Genomic DNA, 14,130 nt, shown 5'->3' on the forward strand with positions numbered 1-14,130 from the left:
TAACGTCAGCTTAATCGAGAAACGACATTCAATCTAGGGTTGCTATTCGCGTAAGTTAGCGCGTGCCGGGCGAAGTTTCGAGGATCGCGACGAAGAACCCATCGCCCCCGTCCAGCGGTGTGAAACGGCGCGAGGCGGTCAGGGTCCACTCCGGACGGCGCGCGACGAAAGCCTTGATCTGGCTCATGTTTTCTTCGTCGAACAGAGAGCAGGTGGCATAGGCGATCCGACCTCCGGGTCGCACGCGGTCGGCGATTTCGTCGAGGATCGTGGCCTGAATTCGGCACAGCGCGTCAAGTCCGTCCCGCGTCAGGGACCATTTGCCCTGTGGTGCGCGACGCCAGCTTCCGGACCCGGAACACGGCGCGTCGGCGAAAACCAGATCGAAACCGTCGCCGGACTGACCCGGCGCGGAGATGTCGATGTCAGCCCCGGCGCGGCGCGCGCGCTCCGGCAGATCGCGCATCCGACCCGCGTCGATGTCATGTGCGGTCACGGCAGCGCCCTGTGCCGCAAGGGCAAGCGCCTTGCCGCCGCCCCCGGCGCAGTAGTCCAGCACCCTCACACCGGGCGTCACGTCGAGCAGATCGATCACCGCCTGACTGGCAGCGTCCTGAAGCTCGACAAGCCCATCCTGATAGGCGCGGCTTATGTGAACGCGCCGCGCGCCTGAGGTGACCTCGAGCGCCGTATCGGACAGAGTGTGCTCGGTCGTGCCGATCCCTTCATCGGCAAGTGCAGCTTGCGCGCCCGCACGGCTGACCTTGGCCGTGTTCACGCGCAGAAACACCGGCGCGCGATGGCGCAGCGTCTGCGCGACCGCCTCGCAGTCCGCGCCGAGGCTGTCCTGCATCAACGGCAATACCCAGTCCGGCAGGTCGAGCCTTACGGCAGGCGCTACATTCGCCAGATCGGGCACCGTGCGTTCTTCGTCGGCAAGGGGCGTCGGCGCGAACCGGTCGCCCGTGAAAAGCTCATCCGGGTCGGCCCCTGCGGCGCGCAGCCCACCAAGCACCAGCCCGCGCCCGGTTACACCACCGCCGAGCGTGGCGAAGGACCGTCGGCAACGGACCGCATCATAGACGATATCGCGGATCGCGGCCCGGTCCTTGGACCCCGCATAGCGGTTGGCGCGCCCCCAGCGTGTGAGCACCTGTTCCGGCGCGGCTCCTGCCAGCCAGTCGTCCAGAATCTCGATCGCGGCCGAGAGGCGGGCAGCGGGCGTCATGCCTTACCAAAAACGTGAATATCGACCGCCAAGCCCTTCAAATCTCAGCCGATCCGGTAGTTCGGGCTTTCGCGCGTGATCTGCACGTCGTGCACATGGCTTTCCTTAAGCCCCGCACCGGTGATCTTGACGAATTGGCAATTCGTGCGCATCGCCTCGACCGTCGCGTTGCCGGTATAGCCCATCGCCGCGCGCAGACCGCCGACGAGCTGGTGGACGACCGCGTTCGCGGACCCCTTGTAAGGCACCTGCCCCTCGATCCCTTCGGGGACCAGCTTGTCGCTCGCCGCGTCCTTCTGGAAATACCGATCCGCCGAGCCGCGCGCCATGGCGCCCAGCGACCCCATGCCGCGATAGCTTTTGAACGAGCGCCCTTGATACAGGATCACCTCGCCCGGGCTTTCGTCCGTGCCCGCGATCATGCTGCCGACCATGGCGCAGGACGCCCCCGCCGCGATCGCCTTGGCGAAGTCGCCCGAGAACTTGATGCCCCCGTCCGCGATCACCGGGACGCCCGACTTGGCCGCCTCGCGCGCGCTTTCCATGACCGCGGTCAATTGCGGCACGCCGACGCCCGCGACCATGCGGGTCGTGCAGATCGAGCCGGGGCCGATCCCCACCTTCACCGCGTCTGCCCCCGCGTCGATCAACGCGCGTGTCGCCTCGGCGGTCGCGACGTTGCCAGCGATGATCTGAACCTCGTTGGACAGTTTCTTGGCCCGGTCGACCGCTTCGAGCACCCCGCGCGAATGGCCGTGCGCGGTGTCGATCACCACGATGTCGGCGCCCGCGTCAACCAGAGCCTCGGTCCGCTCAAACCCGCTGTCGCCCACGCTGGTCGCGGCTGCGACCCGCAGGCGACCCAGATCGTCCTTGCAGGCGGTCGGGTTCAGCACGGCCTGTTCGGTGTCGCGCAGGGTCAGAAGCCCGGTGAGCTTGCCGGTCTTGTCCGTGACCAGAAGCTTCTCGATCCGGCGCGACTTCATCAGGCTGATCGCCTCGTCCCGGTCGGCGGGCTCCTGAAGGATCGCAAGATCGTCGCCCGTCATCATCACGCGCACAGGCGTGTCGTCATGCTGGGCGAAGCGCATGTCGCGATTGGTCACGATCCCGACGACGCGGCGGTTTTCGTCCACCACCGGGAAGCCCGTGAACCCGTATCGCTCGGTCAGCGCCTTGGCATCGGCCAGCGTCTGATCCGGCGTCAGGGTGACGGGGTTGTAGACGATCCCGCTTTCGAACCGCTTGACCCGCCGCACCTCGCGCGCCTGTTCCTCGACCGTCAGGTTCTTGTGGATCACGCCGATCCCGCCCGCCTGCGCCATGCAGATCGCCATGCGGCTTTCGGTGACCGTGTCCATCGCCGAGGACAGAAGCGGTATGTTGAGCTTGATCGACTTGGTGACCCAAGTGGTCGTGTCCGCCGTGGACGGCAGCACCGTGCTTTCGGCTGGAACCAGCAAAACATCGTCGAAGGTAAGCGCCTCGCGAATCTCCATGAGCGGTCTCCTTTGGAGGGATCGTTTGGCACTTCCCTATTTCACGGGCCGGGAAGAATGGAAAGGGGTCCGGGGGCGAAAATCCGCAGCACTCATGCAGGTCTTTCGATCCGGGCCGAACCGTCACGATTGCCGTTTGCCTGCGGGCCGCTTGTGGATAGGATTCACGGCAGGACGAGGGAGGATCAGCCATGCGACGCGACATCGGAGCCGAATTCCGTGCCCTTCACAGACCGGGCGATCCGTTCATCCTGGCCAATGCCTGGGATGCGGGGAGCGCGAAACTGCTGGCCGGACTGGGGGCCGAGGCCATCGCGACCTCATCCTCGGCCCATGCCTTTACGCTCGGACGCCCCGACATGGGGCGCATCTCGCGGGAAGAGGCGCTGGGGCATGCCGAAACGCTGGTGCGCGCGGTCACCGTCCCGGTCTCGGGCGATTTCGAGAACGGCTTCGTCCATGACCCCGAGGATATTTTCGATACCGTACTTCTGGCCTATGAGGCGGGGCTGGCTGGTATTTCCATCGAAGACGCGATGCTGCCGTCCCCCACGCCCTACGACCGCGACATGGCGGTCGCGCGCATCAGGGCGGCGGTCGAAGCGGCCCGGGCCCTGCCCCGCGACTTCGTTCTGGTGGCGCGGGCGGATGGCGTGATGAACGGCCAATACGATCTGGACGAGGCCATCGCGCGGGTGCGGGCCTACGAGGCCGTGGGCGCGGATTGCGTCTATGTCCCCCATCCGGGCGACCTTGCCGCGCAAAAGCGGGTGTGCGACGCGGTGTCGGTGCCCGTGAACGCCTTGGCCGCCGGACCCTTCGCGGGGGTGAAGCGGGCTCAGTTCGCCGAAATCGGGGTGGCGCGCATTTCGATCGGGGGCGCGCTGGCACGGGTGACGCAGGCCGCGATCCTGAACGCCGGTCGCGCCATGTTCGGGCGCGGCGACTTCTCGCCCCTCGCCGCGGCGGCGAGCGGGGCCGAGGTCGACGCGCTGTTGTCCGGTCAGGCCGTCGTCACGTCGTAGTCGTAGATCCAGTCGTAGCGTTTGAGCACGCTGTCCGGCGACAGGTTGCCCGCGAAGCGCAGCGCGTTGTGGCCCAAGAACCGCAGGACCGGGTTGGCGTAGTGGTAGTTGCGGGCATTGCCATTCGCCGCTTCGATCACGTTCTCGGCCCGGTGGCGTCTGCGGGCCTGATAGAGCGCCGGACCTTCGTCCAGCCCCGCGACCGCGAGGCTATCGGCAAGCACCCAGGCATCCTCGAGCGCCATGACCGCCCCCTGCGCCATGAACGGCAACGTCGGGTGTGCGGCATCGCCCAGAATGACCGCAGGCCCCTTGTGCCACTGGTTCGCGACCGGATGACGGAACAACCCCCAGATGTTCACCGTCTCGGCCCGGGCGAGCAGCGAGCGCGGCGCGTCGGCGAACATGGCGAAGGCCCGGCGCAGGTTGTCGGGGTCATCCGGGTGGTGCCAGCCCTCGTCGGCCCAGCCATCCCGCTCCTCGACCGCCACGATGTTGATGAGAGAGCCGTCGCGCAGCGGATAGGTGACCATGTGGCGGCCCGGCCCCATGAACACGCGGGCCTCCATGGGTTCATCGCCCGTTGCAGGCACCAGCGCGCGCCACGCGACCTGCCCGGTGAAAAACGGTTCACGTTTGCCGGTCAGGACCGGACGCAGGACCGAATGCAACCCGTCAGCCCCGATCACGAAGGGCAGATCCCGGTCCACACCGTTCACCGTCAGCGTCACGTCGTCATGGCCGATGGTCGCCGCCGTCACCGCCTGCCCCGTCTCGACGACGACGCCCAACCCGGTCGCGCGCGTCAGAAGGATGTCGATCAGGTCGGCGCGGTGCACGAGGCGGAAATCCTGATCGGGTCGCAGACGCTCCAGATCCATACGGATGACGCTGCGCCCGGTCAGGCCGTCGAGCAGATGAACGGCTTTCGACCGGGGGCAGCGCGCGCGCACCTCGTCCCCGACCCCGAGCGCGTCCAGCACCGACAGGCCGTTGGGGCTGACCTGAATGCCCGCCCCGACCTCGCGCACCGCGTCGGCCTGTTCCAGAACCGTCACCCGCGCCCCGCGCATCGCCAGCGCACAGGCGGCGGCAAGCCCGCCGATCCCCGCACCGACGATGCAGATGTCCTGACCGATCAACATGGATGCCCCATCAAAAAGAAAGGCACCGGGGCGCATCCGCCGCGGTGCCGGTCAAATCTCATCCCCTGCGCCGACGATCAGTCGTCGCGATGAACCCGCTCGCGCCGTTCGTGACGCTCCTGCGCTTCGAGGCTCAGGGTCGCGATCGGGCGGGCGTCGAGGCGCTTCAGCGAGATCGGCTCGCCGGTCTCTTCGCAGTAGCCGTATTCGCCCTCGTCGATGCGGCGCAGCGCGCTGTCGATCTTGGCGACGAGCTTGCGCTGGCGGTCGCGGGTGCGCAGTTCAAGCGCCCTGTCCGTCTCTTCCGAGGCGCGGTCCGCGATGTCGGGAATGTTGCGGGTGCTGTCTTGCAGGCCTTCGATGGTGTGCTTGCTGTCGCCCAGCAATTCGGCTTTCCATTTCAACAGTTTGACCCGGAAGTATTCCAGCTGCCGGTCATTCATGAAAGGTTCGTCTTCGGCCGGCGTGTAGTTGTCCGGCAGGAAGCTTTCCACCTTCATCCCACTCTCCTCTTCAACCCCGGATGCCCCGTTAACTTGGTTACTTTTTACCATTCGGTGCTCTCCTGTGGGGTCGTGTATCCCAGCCCTCCGGGGATGTCACTACACAAACCGTTCGCCGTGTTCACGTTTTGGGCGATGGTGCCGACCAAGCTGCACATTTCGCAGTCTTGCACACCCAAATCCTCGTGCAAGTTTTTGAAAGATAACCATATCTCTGGCGCTCAAATAGGTGAAGGCCACCTGATTCTGCAACCTCTAATTCGCGTTTTGCATTAACGCGCGCCGCCCGTCCGTGCCGCCACGTTTCCGCGCGCCCCACTTGCATGTCAGCCTTGCTGCCGTTTACTTCGTGCCAACCAGCCGGGAGTGAATGATGCGATTTGAGAGCACCGAAACCTATGTCGCGACCGACGACCTTGCCATCGCCGTGAACGCGGCGGTCACGCTCGAACGCCCCCTGCTCGTCAAGGGCGAACCGGGCACGGGCAAGACCGAGCTCGCCAAGCAGGTGGCCGAGAGCCTTGGCCTCAGGATGATCGAGTGGAACATCAAATCGACCACCCGCGCGCAGCAGGGGCTTTACGAATACGACGCGGTCAGCCGCCTGCGCGACAGCCAGTTGGGCGACGAGCGGGTTCATGACGTGTCGAACTACATCCGGAAGGGCAAGCTCTGGCAGGCCTTCGAGGCGGACGAAAAGGTCGTTCTGCTGATCGACGAGGTGGACAAGGCCGACATCGAGTTTCCGAACGACCTGTTGCAGGAGCTCGATAAGATGGAGTTCCACGTGTACGAGACCGGCGAGACGATCCGCGCCAAGCACCGCCCCGTGGTCATCATCACCTCGAACAACGAAAAAGAGCTGCCCGACGCCTTCCTGCGCCGCTGCTTCTTCCACTACATCAAGTTCCCGGACGTCGAGACGATGCGCAAAATCGTCGAGGTCCACCATCCGGGCATCAAGGAAGCCCTGCTGACGACCGCGCTGACGCAGTTCTACGAAATCCGCGAACAGCAAGGGCTGAAAAAGAAACCGTCGACCAGCGAAGTGCTCGACTGGCTGAAACTGCTTCTGGCCGAGGATATGGACCCCGAAGACCTGAAACGCGATGGCTCGACCGCCCTGCCGAAGCTGCACGGGGCGCTCCTGAAGAACGAACAGGACGTGCATCTGTTCGAACGTCTCGCCTTCCTCGCACGTCGCGAACGCGGCTGACGCAGACCCTGATGAGGTGACAGGCCCGCGCCCCGGCGTGGGCCTTTTTCATGCGCGCCTGCCCGAAACAAACCGCAGTTCGCCCGCGCATTGTCCCGGCCTTGCCCAAAATCGGAACCAGTTGAGCGGCTGACTGTTGGGCATGAGTATGATTCGAGTCGCCACGCCCTCGCCGCCGCAATTCCGCCACATTCCGCAGCGCGGCATTGTGCTGTGCGGCGATACGCCCACCACATCTTGCGGAGCGATTGTTGCCCGACACGGGACAATCCATTTTCTGCCCCAATTCGGCCACTTTCCGCTTGGGGAATCCGGGTGGGGTGACCTAACCATTGAACCTGCCTGGGGGGGCAAGGAACGGTGTGCCTGTAGCGTGTTGGGAGACACTACACAGATCTCCGTCCGTGCACTGACGCGTGCGGACGAGCCCCAGTGGCGTCGCCTCTGGACAGAGTATCTGCGGTTCTATGAGAGCGCGGTCGACGAGGAGGTGTACCTAACCACCTTCGAACGGCTCCTCTCGGGGAACGAACCGCAGCATTGCTTTGTCGCCGAGGCGGACGGCGAAGCTGTGGGTCTGGTCCATTTCCTCTATCACCGCCACAACTGGCGGATCGAGGACGTCTGTTACCTGCAAGACCTGTATGCCGATCCCGAGTTCCGTGGCCTCGGCGTGGGGCGTGCGCTGATCGAAGCGGTCTATGAGGCCGCCGACCGGAACGGCACGCCCGTGGTCTATTGGAACACGCAGGAGTTCAACACGACGGCACGACGCCTTTATGACCGGATCGCCGAGAAGACACCGTTCATCAAGTACCAACGGGGGATACGCACATGAACGGGCACAGATGGATCGTGGGGGCGGTCACCGGGGCGGCTCTGGTTCTGGCAGGTTGCACAGGTGCACTGCAAACGCCAGCGTCGGAGTTCGCCCGAGAAGTCACGGCGCGGCAGTTGAACCTGCCCACGGAACTGCCACCGATGAAGGCGTTCAATTCGGGACCGACGCTTGCCGTCGCCCGCTCGAACGGCGAGGTCGCGTCGGACTTTCTCGATCTGTCGTTCCAGCTTGAATCGGGGCGCGCCCTGCCCGTCATGTCGCGCTTCGAAGGTCCGGTGACCGTCAAGGTCTCCGGGCGCAAGGCCTCGGTCCTCGACAGCGAGTTGGACCAGCTCATCGGGCGCCTGCGCACCGAGGCGGGCATCGACATCTCGCGCTACACAGGTCAGGGCACGCCCTCGATCACGCTCGAGGTCATTCCGAAACGTCAGCTTCAGGCGCTCGTGCCCGGTGCGGCCTGTTTCGTGGCCCCGAACGTCTCCGGCTGGCGCGACTACAAGACCAACCGCCGCTCGCCGCGCACGGACTGGACCAAGTTGCAGGTGCGCACGCAGATGTCGGTATTCATCCCCGGCGACGTGGCCCCGCAGGAAATGCGCGATTGCCTGCACGAGGAAGTGGCGCAATCGCTGGGCCCGGTGAACGACCTCTACCGGCTCGCCGACAGCGTGTTCAACGACGACAACTTCCATACCGTTCTGACCGGCTTCGACATGCTGATCCTGCGGGCCTACTATTCGCCCGAGCTCAGCTCCGGCATGACCCGCGAACAGGTGGCGGCGCGCCTGCCCGGCCTGCTCGCGCGGCTCAACCCGTCGGGCGGCATGGGGTATCCGGTCGCCACCTCGCCGACCCCGCGGTCGTGGAAAGCCGCGATCGAGACCGCACTCAGCGCCAACGAAAGCGGGACCCAGCGTCGTAAGGCCGCCGGTCAGGCCGTGGACCTCGCCCGCGCCTATGGCTGGAACGACACGCGCCTCGCCTTTTCGCTTTTCGCGCTCGGGCGTCTCAATCTGGGCATCAACTCCGACGTGGCACTGGCGGCCTTCCGCGAGGCCGAAGCGATCTATGGCGCCCTGCCCGGCACCCGGCTTCAGGCCGCGCATATGGGCGTGCAGCTTGCCGCCCATGCCCTGTCGCTCGGCAATGCCGACACCGCGATCCGCATTGTCGACAACCATATGCCCGCCGTGCGTTCGGCCCAGAACGCGGCGCTTCTGTCGACGCTCCTGATGATAAAGGCCGAAGGGCTCGAGATTCTGGGGCGCGACGCTGAGGCGCATCTGGTGCGTCTCGACAGCCTCGGCTGGGCACGATATGGCTTCGGTTCCGACGCCGAGGTGGGACAGCGGCTGCTTGAAATCGCCGCGATCTCGCCCATCAAACGAGGCTGACCCTCCGGGGCAGCGACTTGCCCCGGGAGGCCACATGATCGTTTTCGCATTCGCCGTGTTCGGCGCGCTTCTCGGCGCTTATCAGGCCCGCAAACGCGGGGGTCAGCGGCTCGACCTTGCGCAATACGGCGCGGCCTATGGCATGGCTTTTGCAATTCTCGGCCTGTTTGTTACGGTCTTCCTCAGCCGAGGCCTGTAACAGGAGCACGCCGCCCGTGTTCATTCCCTTTTTCGAAACGCTCCGGAACAACAAGGTTCCCGTATCGCTGCGTGAATACCTGACCTTTCTGGAAGGGATGCGCGCGGGGCTTGCGACCTATGACGTCGAGGCGTTCTATTACCTCGCGCGCGCCTCGATGGTGAAGGACGAGCGCAATCTCGACAAGTTCGACCGCGCCTTCGCGCAGGCCTTCGAAGGGCTTGAGGCGATCAGTTTCGATCAGGTGTTGGAGGCGGTGGACATTCCGTCCGATTGGTTGACCAAGATGGCCGAGAAGCACCTGAGCGACGAGGAACGTGCCGAGATCGAAGCTTTAGGTGGCTTCGACAAGCTTATGGAAACGCTCAAGAAACGGCTGGAAGAGCAAAAGGAACGGCATCAAGGCGGATCGAAATGGGTCGGCACGGCCGGCACCTCGCCCTTCGGCGCCTATGGCTACAATCCCGAAGGCGTCCGCATCGGGCAGAAGGAAAGCCGCCATCAACGCGCGGTCAAGGTCTGGGACAAGCGGGAATTCAAGAACCTCGACGACTCGGTCGAGCTTGGCACCCGCAACATCAAGGTCGCGCTCAAACGCTTGCGCAACTGGGCGCGCGACGGGGCGCATGAGGAACTGGACCTCGACGGCACGATCCGTTCGACCGCCGAGCATGGCTATCTCGACGTCAAGGTCCGGCCCGAACGGCGCAACGCGGTCAAGGTTCTGCTGTTTCTCGACGTGGGCGGCAGCATGGACCCGCATATCAAGGTGGTGGAAGAGCTGTTCTCGGCGGCACGGACCGAGTTCAAGCATCTCGAATACTACTACTTCCACAACTGCCTTTACGAAGGCGTCTGGCGCGACAACCGCCGGCGCTGGACCGAACAGACCCCGACTTGGGACGTGCTTCATACCTATGGGTCGGACTACAAGTGCATCTTCGTCGGTGACGCTTCGATGTCGCCCTACGAGGTCGCGATGCCCGGCGGTGCCAACGAGCACTGGAACCCCGAGGCGGGATCGGTCTGGCTGCAACGCGCGCGCGAACAGTGGCCCGATCACCTGTGGATCAACCCGCTTCAGGAACGCTATTGGCCCTATACCCAATCGGTCGAGATGATCCGCGAGATCTTCGAGGATCGCATGGTGCCGATGACGCTTGAAGGGATCGACCGGGGGATGCGCGAACTGGTGCGCTGATCCGTCTGCTCTGTCAGATGTGGCGGATCAGGTCGAACCACTTCGAATTGTCCCAAGCGCCGCTGATCGGCTTTTCGGCCCCGTCGGGTGCGAAGGCCGGGTTGATGAAGAACACGTCTACCTGACACAGCCGGTTGTCGTAATAACACAGGTCGATGATGTCGAAGAGCGCGAGGCCAGCATCCACAAGGTGCTGACACCGCGCGAAAAAGCTTTCGACATGCGCCTCCATCACGACGCCGGAGCATTGGCTCAGGATCGGTGCCGCGCCTTTCAGGATCATTTCTTCCGCCCCGTCCACGTCGATCTTGAGCAGGAACGGCCCGGTGAGGTTCAGATCCTCGACCAGCGTCGACAGCGTGACGGTTTCGACCGCACGCAGCGTCTGCCCCGGCGCATCCGTGTCATTGAGGCGCGCATGTGTGATTGTGCTGGCGTCCGATGTGGTCGAGAGCGCGATCTGCGCCGTTCCGTCGCTGTCCGAGGCCGCGCGGGCATCGAGCAGGAAATCCACGCCCCGCGCGGTATAGGTGCGGTTGATGCTGTCATGGTATTCGACGATCGGCTCGCACAGGATGTGGCGGCGGTCGCCCAGCGTGTCGATCAGTTCCGGCGTGCCATACTGCACGCCCACGTCGATCACGGTTTCCACCGGAAACCCGGCGGCAAGAAACTTGGCGATGGAATCGCGCTTACCCGGAGTGCGTGGCAAGATGCGTGAAATATCGTCCATAAGGGACTCCCGTTCTGGTGTCCCCTCATCTCCACGTGTCACCCACAATCCCAAGTTGAATGGATTCTGCGTGAGCGGTCAAGTTTGTGAACGCCGAGACGCGCATACGCACTGGCGCGAGGACGCGGCAAACTCCATATTCCTGACATGCTGAAGTTCACGCCCATCCTGATCGCGCTCCTTTACGGGTTCGTCCTGTGGTGGTTCTCGGCATGGCGTCTGCGGCATGAACTGGACGCGAAATCGACCGAGCTCGCCGATCCCAAGCTGCGCGCGCTGACCGACCGGATGGCACAGGCGCTCGACCTGCCGCGCATCCGCGTGAACATCTACGAGATCGAGCCGGTCAACGGCCTCGCCTCGCCCGATGGGCGCATCTTCATCACGCGCGGGTTTTATGACCAGTATCGGCAAGGCAAGGTTTCCGCCGAAGAACTGGCGAGCGTCATCGCGCATGAACTGGGCCACGTGGCACTAGGTCACGCGCGAAGGCGGATGATCGACTTTTCCGGGCAGAACGCGCTGCGCACGGCGCTTATCATGCTGCTGGGACGGTTCATTCCCGGTCTGGGGCCGATGATCGCGGGCGCGCTGTCGTCGATGGTCATGGCGCGCCTGTCGCGCGGCGACGAATACGAGGCCGACGCTTATGCCACCGCCCTGCTCATGAAATCCGGAATCGGCACCGCCGCCCAGAAGTCGCTGTTCGAGAAACTCGAAGACCTCACCAAAAGTCGGGGCAACGGTCAGCCCGCGTGGCTTCTGAGCCACCCGAAAACGCACCAGCGTATTGCCGCTATCGAAGCGAACGAGGCCAAATGGGCGCGGTGACGCGCCTCAGCCAAAGAGCCGGTGACACAACTCCAGCCCTTCGACGAGCCGGTCGACTTCTTCCGTCGTGTTGTACATGCCGAAGCTCGCGCGCGCCGTGGCGGGCACGCCGAGGTGATCCATCAGCGGTTGGGCGCAATGGTGCCCGGCGCGGATCGCGATCCCTTTCTTGTCGAGGATCGTGGACAGGTCATGCGCATGTGCCCCGCCTTCGACCGTCAGCGAAAAGATCGCGGCCTTGCCCGGCGCCTTGCCCTGCACGTTAAGCCAGTTGAGCCCCTCGAACCGCTCGGCGGCATATTTCGCAAGCGATGCCTCGTGGGCCGCGATATTCTCCATCCCGACGCCCATCATGTATTCCAGCGCGACACCCAGCCCGATGGTCTGGACGATCCCCGGCGTGCCCGCCTCGAACTTCATCGGCGGATCATTGTAGGTGACGGTTTCGCGCGTCACCTCGCGGATCATGTCGCCGCCGCCCATGAAGGGCCGCATCTCGTCCATCCGCTCACGCTTGACGAAGATCGCGCCCGAGCCGGAGGGACCGTAAAGCTTGTGGCCGGTGATGGCGTAGAAATCGACGCCAAGATCCGCGACATCCACCGGCATGTGCACCGCGCCCTGCGAGCCGTCCACCAGCACGGGCACGTCGCCCGCACCGGCCTTGATCGCCTTCACGTCGACGATGGACCCGAGGACGTTGGAGCATTGCGTCACTGCGATCAGCTTGGTCCGCTCGGTCACGGCCGCGAGCACCTTGTCCGCCGGGATCGACCCGTCCGCGTCGGGTTCGACCCAGACGAGCCTGACCCCCTGCCGTTCGCGCAGGAAATGCCACGGGACGATGTTGGCGTGATGCTCGGCCACGGTCAGGACGATCTCGTCGCCCTCGGCCATGCGCGGCGCAGCCCAGCCATAGGCGACCATGTTGATCCCCTCGGTCGTGCCGGAGTTGAACACGATCTCATCCTCGGACGGCGCGTTCAGAAAGCGGGCGACGATGCCGCGCACCGCTTCGTATTTCTCGGTGGCGAGGTTCGACAGATAGTGCAGACCGCGATGGACGTTGGAATATTCCTCGGCATAGCCGCGCGTCACCGCGTCGATCACCACCTGCGGCTTCTGGGCCGAGGCCCCGTTGTCGAGATAGGTCAGCGGCTGGCCGTTCACCTCACGCGCGAGGATCGGGAAATCCGCGCGGATCTTGTTCACATCATACATTACCAAGCTCTCCCGAGGTCATGGCCGCTCCGACCCCGAGGATCGCAAGGATGATCGACAGGATCGCGACGGCGATGAAACTGGTCAGAAGGATCGTCAGGAATACGCGCAGGGCCGAGGCAAAACCGTGCAGTTCCGCGATGAAATGGCTCAGAATCCAGAACCCGGTGAAGCCACCGAAGAGCCACAGCAGCGCGGCGAGCGACGGGGCGAACAGGCTTAGGACCAGAACGACGGTCTGCACGATCAGAAGCACGAAGTTCAGCCAGGCGACCGTGACGATCCCGTCCTCGAACCGGCCCGTTCCGCCCGCCGACCGGCCCAGCCAGTAGATCAGAAAAACCGTGATGACGGCGATCGACGCCTCGGCCATCGCGACGATCAGCGGCATCGCGAAAATCGTGCCTTCGAGTTCCGGCGCGGGCGGGAACAGGACCGACGACCCGACGCCCAGAATGGCGCCGATCACCATGAGAAGGATCAGGATCTGCCAAAGCGTCGCCCGGTCGAGGTTCAGCGCGAACAGCTCCCGCGCGATCTTGCGCGGCTCCGGGATGGACTGCATCGCCATACCGAGAAGGTATCCCGGCTCGAACCTCACGCAACCGCTCCCACACCCGCCTCGGCGCTGACGAGGTTGACGATCCAGTGGATCAGGAAGGCCGCAAGCGCGATGGCGCCCACGATGCTTTCTTCGACGCCCGGTCCGATGAACCCGGTGACGAGGCCCCAGAGAAGCCACAGGGGGCTGGCTACGAGAAGCGCCCAGAACAGTGCGAAGCGGGATGCGAACCACGTGCCCTGCCCGCCCACGACTTTCGCGATCAGGTGACTGATCGCAGCGATGCCATAGGCGGCGAGCGGCATGATGAAAAGCCAGGCGAACATGGCGCCGCCCAGAAGCGGGTTCAATTCCTGCCCGGTTTCGATCGAGACACGTTGCAGGCGCGGCGCCTGCGCCACGAAAACCAGAATGCAGGCGACCATCAGCACGGCCAGCGCTCGATCTTCGCGCACCGTATCGCCGAGGCGGCGCAGAAACACCGCACGCGGCGCACGATAGGCGCGGATCACGTCACGCACGACCGACATGC

At 64.4% G+C, this 14,130-nt stretch carries 15 protein-coding genes; 7 read left to right on the forward strand and 8 right to left on the reverse strand.

The features are described 5' to 3' along the window. Positions 1-55 precede the first annotated feature (55 nt). Positions 56-1,228: an RsmB/NOP family class I SAM-dependent RNA methyltransferase gene (locus tag FCT00_RS12320; protein WP_138423224.1), complete on the reverse strand. Its 1,173-nt coding sequence runs from the start codon at positions 1,226-1,228 to the stop codon at positions 56-58. Between the two features lie 44 nt (positions 1,229-1,272). Next, the gene (gene guaB / locus FCT00_RS12325) at positions 1,273-2,727 is read right to left on the reverse strand and encodes an IMP dehydrogenase (RefSeq protein ID WP_138423225.1); all 1,455 of its coding nucleotides are present in this window, start codon (positions 2,725-2,727) and stop codon (positions 1,273-1,275) included. Between the two features lie 191 nt (positions 2,728-2,918). Here guaB and FCT00_RS12330 point away from each other — a divergent pair, with 191 nt between their 5' ends. Next, positions 2,919-3,752, forward strand: coding sequence for an isocitrate lyase/PEP mutase family protein (locus FCT00_RS12330; protein ID WP_138423226.1), 834 nt, complete (start codon positions 2,919-2,921; stop codon positions 3,750-3,752). On the opposite strand, the gene FCT00_RS12335 is transcribed toward FCT00_RS12330, so the two are convergent. Together FCT00_RS12335 and dksA are read right to left on the reverse strand one after the other, a co-directional pair. Next, complete coding sequence (locus FCT00_RS12335) at positions 3,731-4,897, reverse strand: FAD-dependent monooxygenase (RefSeq protein ID WP_138423227.1); 1,167 nt, start codon at positions 4,895-4,897, stop codon at positions 3,731-3,733. The two genes, FCT00_RS12330 and FCT00_RS12335, sit on opposite strands and share 22 nt — an antisense overlap. A 77-nt stretch (positions 4,898-4,974) precedes the next feature. Next, on the reverse strand, positions 4,975-5,397 hold the full coding sequence (gene dksA, locus FCT00_RS12340) for an RNA polymerase-binding protein DksA (RefSeq protein ID WP_008328890.1): 423 nt from the start codon (positions 5,395-5,397) through the stop codon (positions 4,975-4,977). A gap of 376 nt (positions 5,398-5,773) precedes the next feature. Between dksA and FCT00_RS12345 the strand changes: the two genes are divergently transcribed. The 5 genes from FCT00_RS12345 to FCT00_RS12360 all read left to right on the forward strand — a co-directional run bounded on the left by FCT00_RS12345 (position 5,774) and on the right by FCT00_RS12360 (position 10,251). Continuing rightward, a complete protein-coding gene (locus tag FCT00_RS12345) occupies positions 5,774-6,616 on the forward strand; it encodes an AAA family ATPase (protein ID WP_138423228.1) in 843 nt (280 codons plus the stop codon). Positions 6,617-6,992: 376 nt separating this feature from the next. Then, positions 6,993-7,454 (forward strand): GNAT family N-acetyltransferase, encoded by a 462-nt coding sequence (locus FCT00_RS12350; protein WP_138423229.1) that lies wholly within the window; start codon positions 6,993-6,995, stop codon positions 7,452-7,454. Next, a complete protein-coding gene (locus tag FCT00_RS12355; protein ID WP_235889027.1) occupies positions 7,451-8,851 on the forward strand; it encodes a DUF2927 domain-containing protein in 1,401 nt (466 codons plus the stop codon). Before FCT00_RS12350 ends, FCT00_RS12355 begins: the two co-directional genes overlap by 4 nt. Before the next feature lie 34 nt (positions 8,852-8,885). Next, positions 8,886-9,050: a hypothetical protein gene (locus tag FCT00_RS21470; RefSeq protein WP_008328894.1), complete on the forward strand. Its 165-nt coding sequence runs from the start codon at positions 8,886-8,888 to the stop codon at positions 9,048-9,050. A gap of 16 nt (positions 9,051-9,066) precedes the next feature. Further along, positions 9,067-10,251: a vWA domain-containing protein gene (locus FCT00_RS12360; RefSeq protein ID WP_008328895.1), complete on the forward strand. Its 1,185-nt coding sequence runs from the start codon at positions 9,067-9,069 to the stop codon at positions 10,249-10,251. Positions 10,252-10,264: 13 nt separating this feature from the next. On the opposite strand, the gene FCT00_RS12365 is transcribed toward FCT00_RS12360, so the two are convergent. Further along, positions 10,265-10,984 (reverse strand): FkbM family methyltransferase, encoded by a 720-nt coding sequence (locus tag FCT00_RS12365; protein ID WP_138423230.1) that lies wholly within the window; start codon positions 10,982-10,984, stop codon positions 10,265-10,267. 147 nt (positions 10,985-11,131) lie between these two features. On the opposite strand from FCT00_RS12365, the gene FCT00_RS12370 reads away from it, so the two are divergent. Then, entirely contained in the window at positions 11,132-11,815 is a 684-nt protein-coding gene (locus tag FCT00_RS12370) for a M48 family metallopeptidase (RefSeq protein WP_138423231.1), read from the forward strand. A gap of 6 nt (positions 11,816-11,821) precedes the next feature. Here the strand turns inward: FCT00_RS12370 and FCT00_RS12375 are convergent, their stop codons facing one another. Genes FCT00_RS12375 through FCT00_RS12385 form a run of 3 tightly spaced genes read right to left on the reverse strand, consistent with a single transcriptional unit; the run spans position 11,822 to position 14,128 of the window. Further along, positions 11,822-13,036: a cysteine desulfurase gene (locus FCT00_RS12375; RefSeq protein ID WP_008328899.1), complete on the reverse strand. Its 1,215-nt coding sequence runs from the start codon at positions 13,034-13,036 to the stop codon at positions 11,822-11,824. Continuing rightward, positions 13,029-13,637, reverse strand: a complete 609-nt coding sequence (locus FCT00_RS12380; RefSeq protein WP_138423232.1) for a Yip1 family protein — start codon at positions 13,635-13,637, stop codon at positions 13,029-13,031. The genes FCT00_RS12375 and FCT00_RS12380 overlap by 8 nt, the downstream gene beginning before the upstream one ends. Continuing rightward, on the reverse strand, positions 13,634-14,128 hold the full coding sequence (locus FCT00_RS12385; RefSeq protein ID WP_138423233.1) for a YIP1 family protein: 495 nt from the start codon (positions 14,126-14,128) through the stop codon (positions 13,634-13,636). Before FCT00_RS12385 ends, FCT00_RS12380 begins: the two co-directional genes overlap by 4 nt. Positions 14,129-14,130: the final 2 nt, after the last annotated feature.

The organism is Maritimibacter alexandrii, from assembly GCF_005871115.1.
Classification (GTDB): domain Bacteria; phylum Pseudomonadota; class Alphaproteobacteria; order Rhodobacterales; family Rhodobacteraceae; genus Maritimibacter; species Maritimibacter alkaliphilus.

Coding starts and splice junctions, on each gene's coding strand:
- FCT00_RS12330 (WP_138423226.1), top strand. CDS start 2,919: ATGCGACGCGACATCGGAGCCGAATTCCGTGCCCTTCACAGACCGGGC.
- FCT00_RS12355 (WP_235889027.1), top strand. CDS start 7,451: ATGAACGGGCACAGATGGATCGTGGGGGCGGTCACCGGGGCGGCTCTG.
- FCT00_RS12335 (WP_138423227.1), bottom strand. CDS start 4,897: ATGTTGATCGGTCAGGACATCTGCATCGTCGGTGCGGGGATCGGCGGG.
- FCT00_RS12370 (WP_138423231.1), top strand. CDS start 11,132: ATGCTGAAGTTCACGCCCATCCTGATCGCGCTCCTTTACGGGTTCGTC.
- dksA (WP_008328890.1), bottom strand. CDS start 5,397: ATGAAGGTGGAAAGCTTCCTGCCGGACAACTACACGCCGGCCGAAGAC.
- FCT00_RS12385 (WP_138423233.1), bottom strand. CDS start 14,128: ATGTCGGTCGTGCGTGACGTGATCCGCGCCTATCGTGCGCCGCGTGCG.
- guaB (WP_138423225.1), bottom strand. CDS start 2,727: ATGGAGATTCGCGAGGCGCTTACCTTCGACGATGTTTTGCTGGTTCCA.
- FCT00_RS12320 (WP_138423224.1), bottom strand. CDS start 1,228: ATGACGCCCGCTGCCCGCCTCTCGGCCGCGATCGAGATTCTGGACGAC.
- FCT00_RS12345 (WP_138423228.1), top strand. CDS start 5,774: ATGCGATTTGAGAGCACCGAAACCTATGTCGCGACCGACGACCTTGCC.
- FCT00_RS12375 (WP_008328899.1), bottom strand. CDS start 13,036: ATGTATGATGTGAACAAGATCCGCGCGGATTTCCCGATCCTCGCGCGT.
- FCT00_RS12365 (WP_138423230.1), bottom strand. CDS start 10,984: ATGGACGATATTTCACGCATCTTGCCACGCACTCCGGGTAAGCGCGAT.
- FCT00_RS21470 (WP_008328894.1), top strand. CDS start 8,886: ATGATCGTTTTCGCATTCGCCGTGTTCGGCGCGCTTCTCGGCGCTTAT.